This is a genomic window from Streptomyces sp. 3330, assembly GCF_031456635.1.
Classification (GTDB): Bacteria; Actinomycetota; Actinomycetes; order Streptomycetales; family Streptomycetaceae; genus Streptomyces.
In genome coordinates, this window is record NZ_JAVDVA010000002.1 from 254,063 (window position 1) to 272,000 (window position 17,938).

The 17,938-nt window shown below is 73.1% G+C and carries 13 protein-coding genes; 9 read left to right on the forward strand and 4 right to left on the reverse strand.

Translation table 11 applies throughout. The annotated features are described in order from the left end of the window. Nucleotides 1-27: 27 nt before the first annotated feature. From J2X68_RS04570 to J2X68_RS04580, 3 genes are all read right to left on the reverse strand, one after another. Nucleotides 28-1,770, reverse strand: a complete 1,743-nt coding sequence (locus J2X68_RS04570) for a glycoside hydrolase family 3 N-terminal domain-containing protein (RefSeq protein WP_310431113.1) — start codon at nucleotides 1,768-1,770, stop codon at nucleotides 28-30. Between the two features lie 139 nt (nucleotides 1,771-1,909). Next, entirely contained in the window at nucleotides 1,910-4,216 is a 2,307-nt protein-coding gene (locus tag J2X68_RS04575; protein WP_310431114.1) for a family 78 glycoside hydrolase catalytic domain, read from the reverse strand. Nucleotides 4,217-4,529: 313 nt separating this feature from the next. Beyond that, complete coding sequence (locus J2X68_RS04580) at nucleotides 4,530-5,153, reverse strand: TetR/AcrR family transcriptional regulator (protein WP_310431115.1); 624 nt, start codon at nucleotides 5,151-5,153, stop codon at nucleotides 4,530-4,532. Between the two features lie 248 nt (nucleotides 5,154-5,401). Here J2X68_RS04580 and J2X68_RS04585 point away from each other — a divergent pair, with 248 nt between their 5' ends. The 5 genes from J2X68_RS04585 to J2X68_RS04605 all read left to right on the forward strand — a co-directional run bounded on the left by J2X68_RS04585 (nucleotide 5,402) and on the right by J2X68_RS04605 (nucleotide 11,208). Continuing rightward, nucleotides 5,402-6,871: an MFS transporter gene (locus tag J2X68_RS04585; protein ID WP_310431116.1), complete on the forward strand. Its 1,470-nt coding sequence runs from the start codon at nucleotides 5,402-5,404 to the stop codon at nucleotides 6,869-6,871. Between the two features lie 66 nt (nucleotides 6,872-6,937). Continuing rightward, nucleotides 6,938-8,428 (forward strand): glycoside hydrolase family 43 protein, encoded by a 1,491-nt coding sequence (locus tag J2X68_RS04590; RefSeq protein WP_310431117.1) that lies wholly within the window; start codon nucleotides 6,938-6,940, stop codon nucleotides 8,426-8,428. Between the two features lie 55 nt (nucleotides 8,429-8,483). After that, complete coding sequence (locus J2X68_RS04595) at nucleotides 8,484-9,299, forward strand: DUF427 domain-containing protein (protein WP_310431118.1); 816 nt, start codon at nucleotides 8,484-8,486, stop codon at nucleotides 9,297-9,299. A gap of 25 nt (nucleotides 9,300-9,324) precedes the next feature. After that, on the forward strand, nucleotides 9,325-10,029 hold the full coding sequence (locus J2X68_RS04600; protein WP_310431119.1) for a TetR/AcrR family transcriptional regulator: 705 nt from the start codon (nucleotides 9,325-9,327) through the stop codon (nucleotides 10,027-10,029). A gap of 162 nt (nucleotides 10,030-10,191) precedes the next feature. Then, entirely contained in the window at nucleotides 10,192-11,208 is a 1,017-nt protein-coding gene (locus J2X68_RS04605; protein WP_310431120.1) for an NAD(P)-dependent alcohol dehydrogenase, read from the forward strand. A gap of 43 nt (nucleotides 11,209-11,251) precedes the next feature. On the opposite strand, the gene J2X68_RS04610 is transcribed toward J2X68_RS04605, so the two are convergent. Next, a complete protein-coding gene (locus tag J2X68_RS04610; protein WP_310431121.1) occupies nucleotides 11,252-11,899 on the reverse strand; it encodes a TetR/AcrR family transcriptional regulator in 648 nt (215 codons plus the stop codon). Nucleotides 11,900-12,184: 285 nt separating this feature from the next. On the opposite strand from J2X68_RS04610, the gene J2X68_RS04615 reads away from it, so the two are divergent. The 4 genes from J2X68_RS04615 to J2X68_RS04630 all read left to right on the forward strand — a co-directional run bounded on the left by J2X68_RS04615 (nucleotide 12,185) and on the right by J2X68_RS04630 (nucleotide 17,768). Next, a complete protein-coding gene (locus J2X68_RS04615; protein ID WP_399039268.1) occupies nucleotides 12,185-13,393 on the forward strand; it encodes a CaiB/BaiF CoA transferase family protein in 1,209 nt (402 codons plus the stop codon). Continuing rightward, on the forward strand, nucleotides 13,393-14,418 hold the full coding sequence (locus tag J2X68_RS04620; protein ID WP_310431122.1) for an LLM class F420-dependent oxidoreductase: 1,026 nt from the start codon (nucleotides 13,393-13,395) through the stop codon (nucleotides 14,416-14,418). The genes J2X68_RS04615 and J2X68_RS04620 overlap by 1 nt, the downstream gene beginning before the upstream one ends. Nucleotides 14,419-14,446: 28 nt before the next feature. Beyond that, nucleotides 14,447-15,589, forward strand: a complete 1,143-nt coding sequence (locus tag J2X68_RS04625) for an acyl-CoA dehydrogenase family protein (protein WP_310431123.1) — start codon at nucleotides 14,447-14,449, stop codon at nucleotides 15,587-15,589. Nucleotides 15,590-15,881: 292 nt separating this feature from the next. Continuing rightward, nucleotides 15,882-17,768: an AMP-dependent synthetase/ligase gene (locus tag J2X68_RS04630; RefSeq protein ID WP_310431124.1), complete on the forward strand. Its 1,887-nt coding sequence runs from the start codon at nucleotides 15,882-15,884 to the stop codon at nucleotides 17,766-17,768. The last annotated feature ends 170 nt before the right edge of the window (nucleotides 17,769-17,938 follow it).

Below are 17,938 nucleotides of genomic sequence, written 5' to 3' on the forward strand. Positions count from 1 at the left end.
CGGGCGGAACCGGTCGTGCCCGGGGACTCACAGGTCGGCTGCGTAGCGCAGGCCGTGGCCGAAGGGGTAGAGCGGGTCGGTGCTCTCCTGGGGCACGTCGGGCCGTCCGGCCTCGACCTCGGCCATGGAGCGGGGGAGCTGGAACGGCAGCGAGCCCTCCGGCGCCGACCGGCCGAACAGGAGGTCGAGCAGGGCGCGGTCGCCGGTGCCGTACACGGCGAGCAGCGCGGCCGAGCGGTCGGCGATCTCGGGGATGACGGCAGGACGTTCCAGGTGGATCGCCACGACGGTGGGCACGGTGTCCAGCAGGCCGAGGATCTCCTTGAGGCGGTCCTCGGGGAAGTCGAGGCGGCCGGCGTGGAAGAAGGACTCGAACAGTCCGGGCCGGGGTTCGTACGGCGTGGTCAGGCGCAGCAGCCCCAGGTCCGCTTCGGCGGGGTCGGCGACGAGGTCGGCGTACTCGGCGGCCGTCGCCGGATCGACGCCCTCGACGTACAGACGGGGCCTGCCGGACAGCGGCAGCGGGCCGCTCTTGAGCAGGGTGGCCGAGCGGCGCTGGGCGACCTCGCCGGCGGCGTGGAAGTCGGCGCGGCCGACGATCTCCTCGGCGGCGCCGGGATCGACGTAGCGTCGCTCGTCGAACAGGCCCAGGCGGAACTTCTCGCGGAGCAGCCTGGCCACGGAGGCGTCGAGCCGCGACTCCTCGAGCTGCCCCGTGCGCACCAGGTCCACGATCAGTTCGGGGCAGGACTCGCCGCCGACCTGGTCGGCGCCCGCGTGCAGGATCTTCAGCAGCCGCTCGGCGGGGGAGAGGTCCTCCACGCCCCACGCCCGCGCCCGGTGCGGCTCGCCCATGACCAACTGGTCGGTGACCAGGCCCCAGTCGGTGCAGACGATGCCGTCGAAACCCAGCCTTTCGCGCAGCAGACCGGTGATGATGCCGCGGTTGAAGCCGAAGCCGACCTCCTCGTGCTCGGTGCCGACGGGCATGCCGTAGTACGGCATGACCTGGGTGGCGCCCGCGGCGATGGCCGCCTCGAAGGGCTTGAGGTGGTAGTCGAAGAAGCCGCCGGGGTAGACCTGCTCCCTGCCGTAGGGGAAGTGCGGGTCCTCGCCGTCCTTCTGCGCGCCGCCGCCGGGGAAGTGCTTGACCATCGCGGCGACGCTGTCGGCGCCGAGGCCGTCACCCGGTCCGCTCAGCCCCTCGACGTAGGCGGCGACGAGTCGTGACGTCAGGTCGGCGTCCTCGCCGAACGTGCCCGAGCCGCGCGCCCAGCGGGGCTCGGTGTTCAGGTCGATCTGCGGGTGCAGGGCGACGCGCAGGCCGACGGCCAGGTACTCGCGGCGCACGGTGTCCGCGTACCGCCGTACGAGTTCGGCGTCACCGGTGGCGGCGAGGCCCAGCGACTCCGGCCACCGGGAGAACGGACCGGCCGGCATCGCGGTGCCCGGGTTGTCGGTGAACGCGTGGCGGGGGTCGGAGGAGAGGGTGACCGGAATGCCGAGCCGGGTGTCGGCGGCCAGCCGCTGGACATGGTTGTGCAGGTCGGCCATCTGGCGCGGACTGCCGGCTCCGAGCAGGTTGAAGTGGGACATCAGGCTCTCGGACATCATCTGCTCCACGGTGCGCCCGGCGGGTGCCGGGTGGTCGCCGATGCCGATGACGTGGTGGAAGAGCAGCCCGGCCTTCTCCTGGACGGTCATGCGGGCCAGCAGGTCGGCCACGCGCTCGCTGATGCCGCGTCGGGAGTCCTGGTACGGGTGGGTCACTGCTTGCTCCAGGTGTGGGGGCTCACGGGTGGGGGAGTTCGCGCCGGTGGAGTGCCGGTGGAGTGCCGGGGGCGGCGGCCGCCGGAGCGGGGGGCGTCGGCCGCGCGCGGGCCGCCCCCCGCGCCGCCGCGGCCGCGCGTCACTTCCGGGGCTGTGGCTGTCGCCGCGGAATCGGGGTGTGGAAGGTGTGCCGGCCGGGTCCCGCGGTCACCGGGTCGGCGCCCGGCAGGTCGACGAGGGCGGCGGTGCCCGGCGGCACGAGCAGGTCCACCAGCAGCAGGTCGCCCTCGAGGCGCCAGCCGGTCTCGGCCCGGCCGTACGGCGTCTCGTGCGCGGCACGGGCCCAGGTGATACCCCCGCCCGTGCGGGGACGGACCAGGAGCCGGCGGTAGCCGGGCTCGGCGGGCGCGAGCCCGGCGACGGTGCGGTGCATCCAGTCGGCGACGGCTCCGAGCGCGTAGTGGTTGAAGGAGGTCATCTCGCCGGGGTTGACGGTGCCGTCGGGCAGCATGCTGTCCCAGCGCTCCCATACGGTCGTGGCGCCCATGTCCACCTGGTAGAGCCACGAGGGGCAGGAACGCTGCGTCAGCAGCCCGAAGGCGGTGTCCACGTGTCCGGTGTCGGTCAGCGCGTCGCAGACCAGCGGGGTGCCGAGGAACCCGGTGCCGATGCGGTGGCCGCCCGAGGCGACGAGGTCCGCCAGCCGGCGTCCGGCCTCGGCGCGCTCGTCGTCCTCCAGCAGCCGGAAGCACAGGGCGAGGGCGTACGCGGTCTGCGTCTCCTCCGTCAGCCGTCCGCCCCCGGTGTGGAAACGGTCCCGGAAGGCGTCGCGCACCGAGTCCGCCAGCGCGCCGTAGTGCTCGGCGTCGTCCTTCTCCTCGAGGACGCGGGCGGTGCGGGCCAGCAGCCGGGCGGAGTGCGCGAAGTAGGCGGTGGCGACCAGGCTGGAGGGGGTCGTGGACCGTCCGGGATCGTCGGCGGGTGCGGCCGGGTCCAGCCAGTCGCCGAACTGGAAGCCCTCTCCCCAGATCCGGCCGTCTCCGGCGATGCGCTCGACGGCGTCGACCCAGCCGCGCATCGAGGCGTACTGGCCGCGCAGCACCTCGGTGTCGCCGTAGCGCTCGTACAGCACCCACGGGACGATCACCGCCGCGTCGCACCAGCCGGCCATCGGGGGATTGCCCGGCGGGATCTCGACGGGGGTGATCACCGGGATGGCGGGGCTGAACACCGGCGGGACGCCCCGCTCGTCGTCGCCCTGGTCGGCGGCCAGGTCGCGCAGCCAGGAGCGCAGGAAGTCGCGGACGTCGTACAGGAAGGCCGCGGTGGGGGCGAAGACCTGCACGTCACCGGTCCAGCCGAGCCGCTCGTCGCGCTGCGGGCAGTCGGTGGGCACGTCGAGGAAGTTGCCGCGCATCCCCCGGACCACGTTCTCGTGCAGCCGGTTCAGCGAGGCGTCGGAGCAGGAGAACCAGCCGGTCGGGCGCAGGTCGCTGTGCAGGACCAGGGCGGTGACGTCGGCCGGGTCCAGCTCGCCGGGCCAGCCGGCGATCTCGGCGTAGCGGAAGCCGTGGAAGGTGAAGCGGGGTTCCCACACCTCGCCGTCCGCGTCGCCGCGCAGGGTGTAGCGGTCGGTGGCGGTGGCGTGCCGCAGGGGACGGGTGCTCAGCTCGCCGTCCTCCAGGACCTCCGCGTGCCGCAGCGTGACGGTGCGGCCCGCCTCGCCGCGGACGCGGATCCGCAGCCGTCCGACCAGGTTCTGGCCGAAGTCGACGAGCGTGCGGCCGCCGGGGGAGGTGGTGACGGCGACGGGGGCGACGGACTCGATACGGCGCACCGGCGGGCTGTCGGCCTCGAAGAGCACGGAGGTGTCGAACGGCAGCGGCCGCACGGGCTCCCAGGCCGAGTCGTCGAAGCCGGGCTCGCTCCAGCCCGCCTGCTCGCGCCGCGCGTCGTGTTCCTCGCCCTCGTACAGGCCGGCCGCGGTGACCGGCCCGGGGCTCCAGCGCCAGTCCGCGCCCGTGGTGACGGTGTGGGTGGCGCCGTCGGTGTACTCGATCCGCAGCTCCGCGAGCAGGCCCGTGTCCTCGCCGTAGATGTCCCGGGTGCCGCCGTTGAAGCCGAGGCGCCCCCGGTACCAGCCGTCCGCCAGGTGTGCCCCCCAGGCGTTGGCCCCCTCACGGACCAGGTCCGTCACATCGAAGACCTGGTAGCGGTGGCGGTGCCGGTAGCTCGTCCAGCCGGGGGCGAGGACGTGATCGCCCACCACGGCGCCGTTGAGTTCCAGCTGGTACACGCCGAGCGCGGTGACGGAGAGCCGGGCCGCTCTGACCGCCGCTGGCACGGTGAACTCGCCGCGCAGCAGAGCGGCCGGCCGGACGCCCGTGGCGGACGGCTGCGCCGGTCGGGAGGGGGAGATGACGCGGGCGGTCCAGGGGTGGGGCATGTCGAGTCCTCGGCGCCGTCGGCGGTGGTGTCGGGTGGATGGGATGCGTGGAGACGGAGATGAACAGGTTCGATCATGCGCGCCAATACCTAGTAGACGCTAGGTGTTGACCTGTATGACGGTCATCACATGGTTCATTCCTTCATGGGCATGCCATGTCTCAGGTGTGGACCGCCGGTGGAAGCGCTTGCCATGCGCCGGTGGCGGGGTGTGCGGGGAGGTGCGCGAGGGCGTGCGCGAAGGTCGATGCGCGCGGGCGCCCTGCGTGCGGACGCCGCGTGTGGGGTGTCGTGCGCGAGGGCGCCCCGGGGGCCTACAGCCCCTGCCCGTCGGCCGAGATGGACCGCATCAGGCGGTCCAGATGGGCGTGCATCACCGGGATGAGATCGAAGGAGCGGCCGGAGGCGAGCCACTGCTGCCGCAGTCCGGCGTCGACGGCCACGCACTCGCGCGCGATGCAGTCGTGGTCCAGATCGGGCAGGAGTTCGCCGTTGCGGCTCCCGGCGCGCAGTCGCTCCGCGAGTTCCTTCACGCCCTTCTCCTGCCAGTGGGCGAAGAAGTCGTGGGCCGGGTGGTCCGGCGCGGTCGCCTCGGCGGAGACCACGACGGCCAGTTCCACCATGCCCGGCATGGTGAGGGTCTCCGCGGTGTCCTCCACATGGCAGCGGAACGCGTCCCGCACCGACTCCGACACCCGCTGCCACTGGGTGTCCATGCGGTCGTGCCAGTGCTCGACCACGGCCAGCAGGAGCTGCTGCTTGTCGCGGAAGTGGTGCAGCAGTCCGGCGTCGGTGATCTCGGCGTCCCGGGCGATACGGGCCAGGGAGGTCTTGCGGTAGCCGTCCTGCCCGAAACGCAGCAGGGCCGCCTCGAGGATCTGGGTGCGCCGTGCCCGGCCTGCCGTGTAGCCGCCGCGCGGTCCCCTGGGTGTCGCCATGCGAGAACGGTACCGGGGTGCGGTGAGGAGTCCGTGGCGGGCGGGGCGCCCGGGACGCCTGTGACATGGGTCACCCTTCGAACACCTAGTAAGCACTAGGTGTTCGGGTAATCATCGACGTCACGCGACGACGGACTGCCGCGCTCGCACCTCATGGCGAGCGACGTGTCACCACGGGTTCGATCCTCCGCGCAACCCCCACAGCTCTTCTCGGTCCCCTCAGGCACCTCCGTGAAAGGAGGGCTGGCATGACACCGACGTCGCCAAGCCCCGCACTCGACACCGCGCCGTCCGCCCAGGCGGACGGAGCCTGGAACCTCCGCCTGGTCGCGGTACTGATCGCGCTCGCGTGGCCCACCCAGTTGCTTGCCGCGGGCGGGATCCTCGGTGCCAACGCCACCGCGAGCGTCGCGCAGAGCTTCCACACCACCCAGGTGGCGTGGTTCGGCCTCACCCTCACCCTCGTGACCACCCTGCTGACGCCCTTCGCCATCAAGCTGGGCGACCTGTACGGCAGGAAGCGCGTCATGCTCGCCATGATGGCGCTGGGCGCCGGCGGCGAGGCGCTCGCCGCCCTGGCCGGAGACTTCTGGCTGGTGCTGGTCGGCCGGGCGATCGCCGGGTTCTACGGGCCGTTCGGGGCCCTCTCCTTCGCCGCGGTGCGCGACATCTTCCCGCGTCGGCTGGTCAAGTCGGCCAGCGGCATGATCGGCAGCAGTGTCGGACTGGTCGCCCTCGGCACCCCGTTCCTCGCGGGCGCGCTCGTCGACCACTGGGGCTACCGCGGCGCGCTGTGGTTCCTCGCCGCCGCCACCGCCGTCGCCTTCCTGCTCGTCGCCGTGCTGGTGCCGGAGACGCCGCGGCACGCCTTCGACCCGCGCTTCGACTGGCTGGGTGGAGTGGTTCTCGGCGGCGGTCTCACCGCGGTGATCTACGCCGTCGGCCAGGGCCAGAGCTGGGGCTGGACGGACATCCGCACACTGGGCTGGCTCGCCGCCGGCACCGCCGCCCTGATCGCGTTCCTGTTCGTCGAGCGGTCCAGCGCCCACCCCATCCTCGACCTGAAGGTGCTGCGCCGGCGCCCCGTGGCCCTGGCGCTCACCGCGGGCGGCCTCGCCCAGACCGTCGCGTTCACCATGCCCGGCCTCGCCATCCTGCTCGCCCTCTTCCCGCACATCCCCGGCGTCTCGGCCGGGCTGGGATGGACCGCGCAGCACAACGCCGTGGTCAGCGTGAGCTGGAACCTGGTGATGTTCGGGACCGGCATCCTCGTCAGCCGCTTCCTGCGCAACTGGGACCCCCGCAAGGTCTGGATCGCCGGACTTGCGGTGATGGCCTTCGGCTACCTGCTCGTCGGCTTCTTCCACGGCGACGAACTGGAACTGTCCCTGACGTCCTGCGTCGCCAACGTCGGCGCCGGTGTCGTGGTGGCGGGAGCGCCGGTGCTCGTGGTCGGCGTGGTCTCCCGCGACGAACAGGGACTGGGCAGCGGCATGCTCAACATGCTGATCAGCCTGTTCGGCGCCATCGTCACGGCCGGCGCGTACGCCCTCCTGAGCGCCCACAGCACCGTGGTCGACGGCACCGCCTTCTACCAGGACGCCGGATACGCCTGGATCTTCTGGCTCGGCGCCCTCGTCACACTCCTGGCCCTGGTGCTCTCCTTGTTCATCCCGCCGCTCCGCGATCCGGAGAGCGACGACGCGGTGGCCGTCTGAGCGGGCCGCGAGCCCACCCGGCCCGCCGCCCTCGCCCGTCCCGAGCACACACCAGGAAGTCACGCCGTGCAGCTGCCCGTCCGTCCGGTCGTCCCCGGATTCCATCCCGACCCCAGCGTCTGCCGGGTGGGAGACGTGTACTACCTCGCCAACTCCAGCTTCGAATACGCGCCGGGCGTGCCGATCCACCGGTCGACCGACCTGCGCACCTGGGAGCACGTCGGCCACGCGCTGGAGCGGCCCTCGCAGCTGCCGCTGGAGGGGGTGTGGGCCTCGGGCGGCGTCCTGGCGCCGACCCTTCGTCATCACGACGGCCGGTTCTGGATGATCAGCACCCTTCTGACGGCCGAGCCGAGGGTGTTCCTGGTCACCGCCGAGGACGCGGCCGGCCCCTGGTCGGACCCGGTGTGGATCCCCGACGCGCGGGGCATCGACCCGGACATCGCCTGGGACGAGGACGGCACCTGCCTGCTGACCTGGACCCGCTTCGGCGAGGGGATCGTGCAGGCCGAGCTGGAACCGCGCACCGGCGCCCTGCTCACCGAGCGGCGGCGGCTGTGGCAGGGGACGGGCGGCAAGTTCCCCGAGGGCCCCCACCTCTACCGCGTCGGCGAGCACTGGTACCTGCTCATCGCCGAGGGCGGCACCGAACGCGGCCACGCCGTCACCCTCGCCCGGGGGCCCTCACCGTCCGGCCCCTTCGAGGCCTGCCCCGGCAATCCGGTCCTCACCGCGCGCGGCAGCGACGACCCCGTCCAGAGCACCGGTCACGCGGACCTCGTACAGCGCCCCGACGGCACGTGGGCGATGGTCTACCTGGGCGTGCGGCCGCGCGGCGGCAGCCCCGAGTGGCACGTGCTCGGCCGGGAGACCTTCGCCTGCGAGGTGCGCTGGAGCGAGGGCTGGCCCGGCACGGCAGGACCGATCCAGCCGGAGGCCGTGCCCGAGCTCACCGAGCACCTGACGGCAGCGGACCGGGCCCTGCCGTCGTCCTGGGTGGCGCCCGGCGCGTTCCCCGACGACGTGCTCACGGTGACGGACCGCGGCCGCCGACTGACCGCGAAGGCCGGCCCGGTCTTCGCGGGCCGCCGCCAGGAACACCTCTACCTGCGGGCGAGCGCCGCGGTGGTCGCGCCCGAGGAGACCGGCGGGCCCGGCGGATCCGGGGGCCTGGAGCTGCGCATCGACGCCCGACACGCCGTGCGCGTCGAGGTGGCGGACGGCCGCGTGCGCGCCGTCGCCCGGATCGGCCCGGCGCACGCGGTCCTGGGCGAGGCCGCCGTCACCGGGGAGACGACCCTCGAACTGCGCGTCGTGCCGCACCGCGCCGCCACGCCCTTCGGCACCGACCTGGGGCCCGACGAGGTCGTGGCCGGTCTCCACGGCGCGGACGGCTTCCGTGAACTCGGCCGCATCGACGGCCGCTACTTCTCGACCGAGGTCGCCGCGGGCATGACCGGCCGGATGATCGGCCTGACCTGCACCGAGGGCGAGGTGCTGTTCCGGTCCTTCACCTACCGCGGCGCCGACGACCCGGAGGTCCTGGACGGGCGGTGAGAGCATCCGCGCGTCCGGGGAACGCGGGGAGGAGCGGAGCGTCCGAGGGAGAAACATGAGCGAGCTCAGCACCGTCGACTCCGTACGCGCCACCCCGGAAGGCCTTCTCTGGGAGCCCAGCCCGCGCTGGGTCCGGGGCCGCAAGGGCGAGTGCACGGTCGTGGACAGCCGGCATCCCGTTCTCGTCTGGGAACCCGGGGTGCCGGTGCCGCTGTACGCCTTCCCGCGGGAGGAGGTCCGCGAGGACCTGCTGCGACCGGCCGAGGACCCGCCGGTCGGCACGCACACGGGCTCGCGGCTCTTCTACGACCTCGACGTGGAGGGCGAATCGCTCCCGAACGCGGCCTGGACCTTCCCCGCGCGGGACCTGGCCGGGCACATCGCCTTCGAGTGGTTCCGGCGCACGGGCAGGGGGCTCGACCACTGGTACGAGGAAGAGGAGGAGATCTTCGTCCACCCCCGTGACCCGCACAAGCGGGTCGACGCCCTGCCGAGCAGCCGGCACGTCCGGATCGAGATCGACGGAACGGTCGTCGCCGATACTCGCCGCCCGGTGCTCCTCTTCGAGACCGGGCTGCCCACCCGCTACTACCTCCCCCGCGAGGACGTCCGCCTCGACCTGTTCACCCCCACCGACCACCGCACCGGCTGCCCCTACAAGGGCACCGCCGGGTACTGGTCCTGGACCGGCGGGGCCGACGTCCCGCCCGACATCGTGTGGAGCTACCCCGCGCCGGTGCCCTCCGTGGCCGTCATCAGGGACATGCTCGCCTTCTACAACGAGGCGGTCGACATCACCGTGGACGGCGAACGCCTCGAACGCCCCGTCACCCCCTTCACGCATACGCTGTTGTCCCGCCCGGCGCCCTGACGGCGTCGTGGAGACGGCAGAGGAGATGGTGGAGATAACGACGAAGGGGGGCGTCGCCGCGCAGTCCCGCCCGCCGCTGAGCAGGGGGCGGGTTCTGAGCGCCGCCGTCGCGCTGGCCGACGAGGGCGGAGTCGACGCACTGAGCATGCGCAACCTGGCCCAGACGCTCGGCGTGGTGCCGATGGCGCTGTACAAGCACGTGGCCAACAAGAACGAGCTGCTGGACGGCGTGATCGACGTCCTCATGGCCGAGATCGATCCGCCGGCCGAGGACGCCGACTGGAAGACCACCGTGCGCCGGCGCGTGCTGTCGGCCCGCGCCATGCTGCTGCGCCACCCCTGGGCGCCCGCGGTCATCGAGGCGCGGACGAAGGCGCGGACCACGCCGACCCCCGCGGTGATGGCGTACCTGGACTCGATGATCGGGATCTTCCGGGCCGGCGGGTTCTCGATCCACCTGGTCCATCACGCGATGCACGTCATGGGCAGCCGGCTGCTGGGCTTCTCCCAGGAACTGTTCGAGGACGGCGCCGACGGAGGTGAGCCGGACCCGGACGCGATGGCGCCCGAGGAGATGGCCGCGCGCTACCCGCACCTCGCCGAACTGGCCATGGCGGCCGCCCACGACCCCGAGTCCGTCGTCGGCTCGGGCTGCGACGACCAGTTCGAGTTCGAGTTCGCCCTCGACCTGACGCTGGACGGCCTCGAACGGCTCCTCGGTACGACCTGACCGCCCTTACCGCTCGGCCGCGCCCGCGGGCCTTTCCCCTTGACGGGTGTACGCCGTACACCTACCGTGCCCGAACAGAGGTGTACGCCGTACACCCGCCGTGCCGGAAGGCATCCGTCCCGGGCTCCTCGGCCGCGGATGCCGCACAAGAGGGGGCGACCGATGAAGGCGATCGTGCAGGAGCGGTTCGGGCCGCCGGACGTTCTGGAACTGGTGGACACCGACCGGCCGGAGATCTCGGCCGGCCAGGTGTCGGTGCGGGTGCGCGCCGCCGCGCTCAACCCCTACGACTGGCACATGCTGCGCGGCGATCCCTACGTGGCGCGGCTGATGGGAGGCGTGGGGCTGATGCGGCCGAGGCGCCGGGTGGCCGGTATCGACGTCGCCGGGCAGGTCGAGTCGGTCGGCGCCGGCGTACGAGGGCTCCGGCCGGGCGACGAGGTCATGGGCTTCTGCCACGGCTCCTTCGCCGAGTACGCGCGCACCACCGCGGATCTGCTGGTGCCCAGACCCGCGGGCCTGACCTTCGAGCAGGCCGCGGCGGTGCCGATGGCCGCGGTGACCGCCCTGCGGGGCATCCGCACCGCGGGCCGGGTGCGGGCCGGGCAGCGGGTGCTCGTCAACGGGGCCGCGGGCGGCGTGGGCACGTTCGCGGTGCAGATCGCCGCGGGCCTGGGCGCGGAGGTCACCGGGGTGTGCGGCACGTCCAACGTCGACCTGGTGCGCTCCCTCGGCGCCGCGCACGTCGTCGACCACACCCGGGAGGACTTCACGCGGGGACGTGAAGGCTACGACGTGATCTTGGACAACGTGGGCAACCGCCCGCTGGGTCTGCTGCGCCGCAGCCTCACCCCGACGGGCACCCTCGTGGCCAACGGAGGCGGCTCACCGGGCCAGGTGTTCGGGGCGGTGGGCTCCATGCTCCGCGTGATCGCGGTCAACGGGTTCGTCCGGCAGCGGCTCCGCACGATCCTCCCGGCCACCCCGGCCACCCCGGCCACCCCGGCCACCCCGGCCGGACCGGCCAGGGAAGACCTGCTCGCCGTCGCCGCGCTCATCGAAGAGGGCGGCCTCACCCCGGTGATCGACCGGACGTACGCCCTGGCCGACGCGGCCGAGGGCGTGCGGTACGTGGAGCGGGGGCATGCGCGCGGCAAGGCCGTGATCACGGTGGCGTGAACGGGATTCAGGACGGGCGCACCGCACCCGTCCAGAATCCCGTTCACGACGGGTGCGGTGCGCCCGCCTGCGAGCCGCCCACCGTGCCGAGGCAGAGAAGGACGTGCCGCTCGGCGACCTCGGCCGCGCTGAGCGGGCCGTCGGCCCGGTACCAGTTGGTCACCCCCTGACACATGATCAGGACGCCCCGTACCGCGTCGGCCGGGATGGGCGTGGTGAACACGCCCCGGGCGATGCCCGCGCGCACGGTGTCCAGCAGCATGTGCTCCAGATAGTCCCGCAGGGCCACGTAGCGGGCGCGGTTCGCCGGTTCCAGACTGCGGATCTCGGTGTCCAGGAAGGCCAGGCCCTTGCGGTTGGCCATGTAGAGCACGATGGACTCGACCATGGCCCGGAAGCGGGGGAGCGGCTCGTCGCCCGCCTCCGCCGCGGCGGCCCGGCAGCGGTCGAGCACGTCCTTGATCGACGTCTCCAGCAGAGTCGCCAGCAGCGCCTGCTTGTTCGCGTAGTGGTAGTAGAGCGCGGGCACGGTGACCCCGACCCGGCCGGCGATGTCCCGTACCGAAGTGCCGTGGTAGCCATGCTCGTTGAAGGCCTCCATGGCGTGCACCAGGATCGGGTGGAGGTCCAGCGGCGCATAGCTGCGCCAGTGGGGCGCGGCAGCGGTCTCCTGGCGGGGCTGCGTGCTCAAGGATGCTCCTCCGATGCGGTGCCGACGAGCGCCATCGTACGTCCCCGAGCGCGAAAATGTGCCCCTCGTGCTGCTTAACGTCCGCTCAGTAACTCCGAGGTGCGGCGCGGATTTCCTCGACGAGGATCCCCTGACGTATGCGGGACGTCCAGGGAAATGACAGGAATTCAGTCGCTCAACTGCCGCCGTAACAGCTCGTGTTGCGGCCATTGACCGACCGTCCGCACCTCTCTACCTTCTTAGCGAGCGCTAAGTAGACCGGAGTTCGGAGGGCCGATGGGCGCCATGAGGGACACCACGACGCAACCGGACGAGAGGACCGTGCGGCAGGCGGCGCCGGAGAGCCGCCGGGCAGGGCCGCTGGCCGGTGTGCGGGTGGTGGAGCTGGCCGGGATCGGGCCCGCGCCGTTCGCCGCGATGCTGCTCGGCGATCTGGGCGCCGACGTCGTCCGCGTCGACCGGCCGGGGACACCGGTCCTCGGCGTCGACGCGGCCTTCGACGTCACCAACCGCAACAAGCGATCGGTCCTGGTCGACCTGAAGGCGGACGACGGGCCCGGCGCCGTACGGGCGTTGGCGGCCCGCGCCGACATCCTCATCGAGGGCTGCCGCCCGGGCGTGACGGAACGGCTGGGCGTGGGCCCGCGGGAGTGTCTGGCCGTCAACCCGGCCCTGGTGTACGGCCGGATGACCGGCTGGGGCCAGGACGGTCCGCTGGCGCCCCGGGCCGGGCACGACATCGGGTACATCGCCACGGTGGGCGCACTCGGCATGATCGGCGCCCCCGACGGCCCGCCGGTGATCCCCGGCAACCTGCTCGGTGACTATGCGGGCGGCTCGCTCTACCTCGTCGCCGGAGTGCTCGCCGCCCTGCTGACCGCCCGGACCACGGGGGAGGGGCAGGTCGTGGACGCGGCGATCGTCGACGGCACGGCCCACCTCACGGCCCTCGTCCAGGGCATGCTCGCCTCGGGCGCCTGGCAGGACGCCCGGGGCCGCAACCTGCTGGACGGCGGGTGCCCCTACTACGCCGTCTACGAAACGGCCGACGGTGGCTGGATGGCGGTCGGCGCGCTGGAGCCCGCGTTCTACGCCGAGTTCGTCCGCCTTCTCGGCCTCGACGCAGACGACCTGCCGGACCGTGCCGACCCGCGCCGCTGGCCCGAGCTGCGGGCCGCTTTCGCGGCACGCTTCGGATCCGCGGGGCGTGCTGCCTGGACCGCCGTCTTCGACGGCACGGACGCCTGCGTCGCCCCGGTGCTCTCCCTGCGGGAGGCCGCCCGCCACCCGCACCTCATGGCCCGCGGCACCTTCACCGAGGAACACGGCATCACCCAGCCCGGCCCGGCGCCCCGCTTCTCCGCCACCCCCGGCGCGCTGCGGCTGCCCCCGGCCCTTCCGGGCGCACACCACGACGAGGTGGCCGAGGAGTGGCGCGTCCCGGAACTGACCGGAGGCCCGCGGCCCGCCACCCACCCCGAGGACGGACGCTGATGGAACTCTCCACCCCCTTGCAGTACGCCGGCGACCCGCGTGCCGCCGCCGACGAGGCGGCCGCGCTGGAGGCGGCCGGACTCGACGCGATCTGGGTCGCCGAGGCGTACGGCTTCGACTCCCCGACGATCATGGGATACCTGGCGGCCCGCACCGAGCGCCTGCGCATCGGCTCCGCCGTGCTCAACGTGTACTCCCGCACCCCCGCGCTGATCGCGCAGACCGCGGCCGGACTCGACGCCCTGACGGGCGGTCGCGCCCTGCTCGGCATCGGCGCCTCCGGCCCCCAGGTGGTGGAGGGCTGGCACGGCCGCCGTTACGACCGGCCCCTCGGACGCACCCGCGAGACGATCGGGCTCGCCCGCCGCATCTGGCGGCGCGAGGTGATCGAGCACCACGGCATCACCGACCTGCCCCTGCCGCCCGAGAAGGGCGGCACGCACGGCAAGCCGCTGAAGCTGCTGACCCGCCCGGTGCGCGACTCCATCCCGGTGTACGTGGCCGCGCTGGGACCCGCGAACGTCCGGATGACCGCCGAACTCGCCGACGGATGGCTGCCGTTCCTGTACGTGCCCGAACACGCGGCGAAGGTCTGGGGCGGTCCGCTCGCCGAGGGAGCGGCGCTGCGCGCCCCGGAACTGGGCCCGTTGTCCGTCGTCGCGGGCGGGCTGCTGGCGGTCGGGGACGACGCCGAGGAGGTCCGCGACCTGATGCGGCCCGTCATCGCCCTGTACGTCGGAGGCATGGGCGCCCCGGGCCGCAACTTCTACTTCGACCTGGTCTGTTCCTACGGCTACGAGGCCGAGGCCGCCGCCGTCCAGGAGCACTACCTCGCGGGCCGCAGACGCGAGGCGGAGGCCGCGGTCCCCGCCGAACTGTGCGAACTGGTCTGCCTGGCGGGCCCCGAGGGCTATGTGCGCGAACGGGTCGAGGCGTTCCGGGAGGCGGGCGTCACGATGCTCAACGTCACCCCCGTCGGCCGCGATCCGGCCCGTCTCGTCGAACTCGTGAAGAACTGGCTCTGAACCACGATTCCCCGACCCGGAGGCGACCATGGAACGAGACCTGTACACGGCGGAGCACGAGGCGTTCCGCGAGACCGTCCGCACCTTCCTCGCCAAGGAGGTGTCGCCCCACCACGACCGGTGGGAGCGCGACGGCGTCGTCAGCCGTGACGTCTGGCGCGCGGCGGGCCGCCAGGGACTGCTGGGCCTCGCGGTGCCGCAGGAGTACGGCGGCGGGGGAACCGACGACTTCCGCTACAGCGCCGTCCTGATCGAGGAGTTCGCGCGGGCCGGAGCGTCCGGTGTGGCGCTCAGCCTGCACAACGACATCGTCGGCCCTTATCTCACCCGGCTCGCCACCGACGAGCAGAAGCGGCGCTGGCTGCCCGGATTCACCTCCGGCGAGACCGTCACGGCCATCGCCATGACCGAACCCGGAGCGGGCTCCGACCTCCAGGGCATCCGGACCACCGCGACCGACCGGGGCGACCACTACCTCCTCAACGGCGCCAAGACGTTCATCTCCAACGGCATCCTGGCCGACCTGGTCGTCGTCGTGGCCCGCACCACTCCCGAGGGCGGCAGCTCCGGGCAGAGCCTGCTCGTCGTCGAACGCGGCATGAAGGGCTTCGAGCGGGGCCGCAACCTCGACAAGATCGGCCAGAAGGCCCAGGACACCGCCGAGTTGTTCTTCGACGACGTCCGGGTGCCCAAGGAGAACCTGCTGGGCGGGGAGAACCAGGCCTTCGCCGCCCTCATGGCCAACCTGGCCCAGGAACGCCTCGCCATCGCCGTGGGCGCGGCGGCCGCCGCCGAACACGTCCTGGAACTCACCCGCGTGTACGTGAAGGAGCGCGAGGCGTTCGGCCGTCCCCTGGCCCGGCTCCAGCACGTCCGCTTCGAGATCGCCGAGATGGCCACCGAGTGCGCCGTCACCCGGGCCTTCGTCGACCGGTGCGTCACCGAGCACGGCGCGGGCCGGCTCGACGCCGTGCACGCCTCGATGGCCAAGTGGTGGGCGACCGAACTGCAGAAGCGCGTCGTCGACCGCTGCCTCCAACTGCACGGTGGCTACGGCTACATGACGGAGTACCAGGTGGCCAGGGCGTTCCTCGACAGCCGCGTCCAGACGATCTACGGCGGGACCACCGAGATCATGAAGGAGATCATCGGCCGCGCACTGCTGGCCTGACCGTCCCCCTTCGCATCCGGCGCTCCCAGCGCCCCCGTCGCCTCCCCTCCACCCGACCGGAAGGTTCGACCCGCGCACGCGAACTCGCCGAGGCGCACGGAGACCGCTTCGCCCCGCCCGCACTGCTGCTCCGCAAGGCCGAGCGCGGCGAGGCCTTCACCGACCGCTGACCCGTGGCCCCGCACCCGATCCCGTACGCGCGCCCGCCCCCGGTGCCGCGTCCCGTACGCGCTCCCCCCCCGCGATCCCTCACCCGACCGACCCGATCCGTCCAGCACGCCAGGAGGCCGTCATGACATCTGCCCCGCGCACCGACGGGGACCCACAAGGACCACCGGCGGCGCCGTCCACGCTGCCCCTGCTCCTGGAACGCAACGCCCGCCTCCACCCGGACCTGCCCGCCCTGTCCTGGCGGGCCCCGGCCATCGGCGGGTGGACCACGCTCACCTGGGCCGAGGTCCGCGAGCGCACGACGGTTCTCGCCGCCGGCTTCGCCGCGCTCGGCGTGGGGCGCGGCGACCACGTCCTGCTGATGATGGCCAACCGTCCCGAGCACTGGCTGTCCGACCTCGCGCTGGCGCGCCTCGGTGCCGTTCCCGTCAGTGTCTACGGCACCGCCGCGCCCGAGCAGATCACCCACATCGCGCGCAACTGCCGGGCGGCGCTCGCGGTCGTGGAGGGCGCCGCTCAGGCCGCCGTGTGGGCGCCGCTGCTCGACGACGACGCCACGCCGCTCGGCCGGCTCGTGGTGGTCGAGGACGGCGAGGCGGGCCACCACCTGCCCTACGCGGCGCTGACCCGTGAACCGGTCCCGGAGAGCCTCGGCAAGGCCCTGGACACGGCCCGCCCCGAGGACACGCTGACCGTCGTCTACACCTCCGGCACCACCGGTGAGCCCAAGGGCGTGGTCCTCACCCATCGGCAGGTGCTCGCCAACGCCGTGGCGCTGGACGAGGTGGTGGAACTGCCGCCGCACGTCGAGCACATCTGCTACCTGCCGTTCGCCCACATCGCGGAACGGATGCTCGGCATCTACCTGCCCTGCCACCGCGCCTCGCACGTCCATCTGTGCGCCGATCCGGCCGCGGTGGCCGAGGCGGTGCGCGAGGTGCGGCCCCGGCAGTTCTTCGGCGTGCCGAGGGTCTGGGAGAAGCTGGCCGCGACGGTCCGCGCCGGACTGAGCCGGCTGCCCGAGGAGCGGCGCAAGGCCGTCGAGGAAGCCGGGGACGTGGCCCGCGAGCACGTCGGGTACAGGGAGCGGGGCGAGGAGCCGCCCGCCGCGCTCGCGGACGCGTACGCGCGCTGTCGCGAGACGGTGCTGCTGCCCCTGCTGGCCGCGGGCGGCCTCGACCGGGTCGCCTGGGCCGCCAGCGCCTCCGCGCCGATGCCGCTGGACGTGGTGCGGTTCTGGGCCGGCTTCGGCATCGTCGTCATGGACGCGTGGGGCCTGACCGAGACGTCGGGGGTGGCCACGGCCAACAGTCCCCGCACCGGGTTCCGGCTGGGCTCGGTGGGCCGTCCGGTGTCGAGCGTGCGGGTGCGCACCGCCGCGGACGGCGAGCTCCGGGTGCGCGGCTCCTCCGTCTTCGCCGGGTATCTGCGGCCGGACGGCTCGGTCGGCTCCGCACTCGACGAGGAGGGGTGGCTGCACACGGGGGACATCGGCCGGGTCGACGAGGACGGCTACGTCTGGATCACCGACCGGAAGAAGGAGATGATCATCACCTCGACGGGCAAGAACGTCTCCCCGGCCCTGGTGGAGAACGCCCTGAAGGAACACCCGTTGATCGGTCAGGCGATGGTGCACGGCGATCACCGCTCCTACCTCGTCGCGTTGCTGGTCCTCGACCCCGAGGCGGCGCCCGCCTGGGCGGCCGCGCACGGCCTGGACAACGGCGCGGACCTCGCGGCGCTGGCCGCGCACCCTGCCGTCCTGGAGGAGGTCGACCGGGCGGTGGCCGCCGCCAACAGCCGTCTCAACCGCACCGAACAGGTCAAGCGCTACCGGCTGTTGGCGCAGGAGTGGGGTCCGGCGACCGGCGAACTGACCCCGTCGCTGAAGCTGCGCCGCCGGGTCGTCCGCGACAAGTACGCCGCCGAACTCACCGGGCTCTACGGCGACCGACCGTTCCGGAGGCCGACCTCGGGGCCGACGTCCTGGACCCCTGACCGCCGCTGACCACCAGCGGGCGGGGGTCCCGAGGGGGTCCCGATGCGGGGGACGTCGGCCGGCGGTGCCGTCATCCCGGAGGCGACGGACGACCGACGCACGCAGGGCCGGCCACCCCGCGAGTCCGCGGCGAGGCGGCGCCCCCGGGCCCCCGCGCCAGGTCGGTGCGGACCGGACGG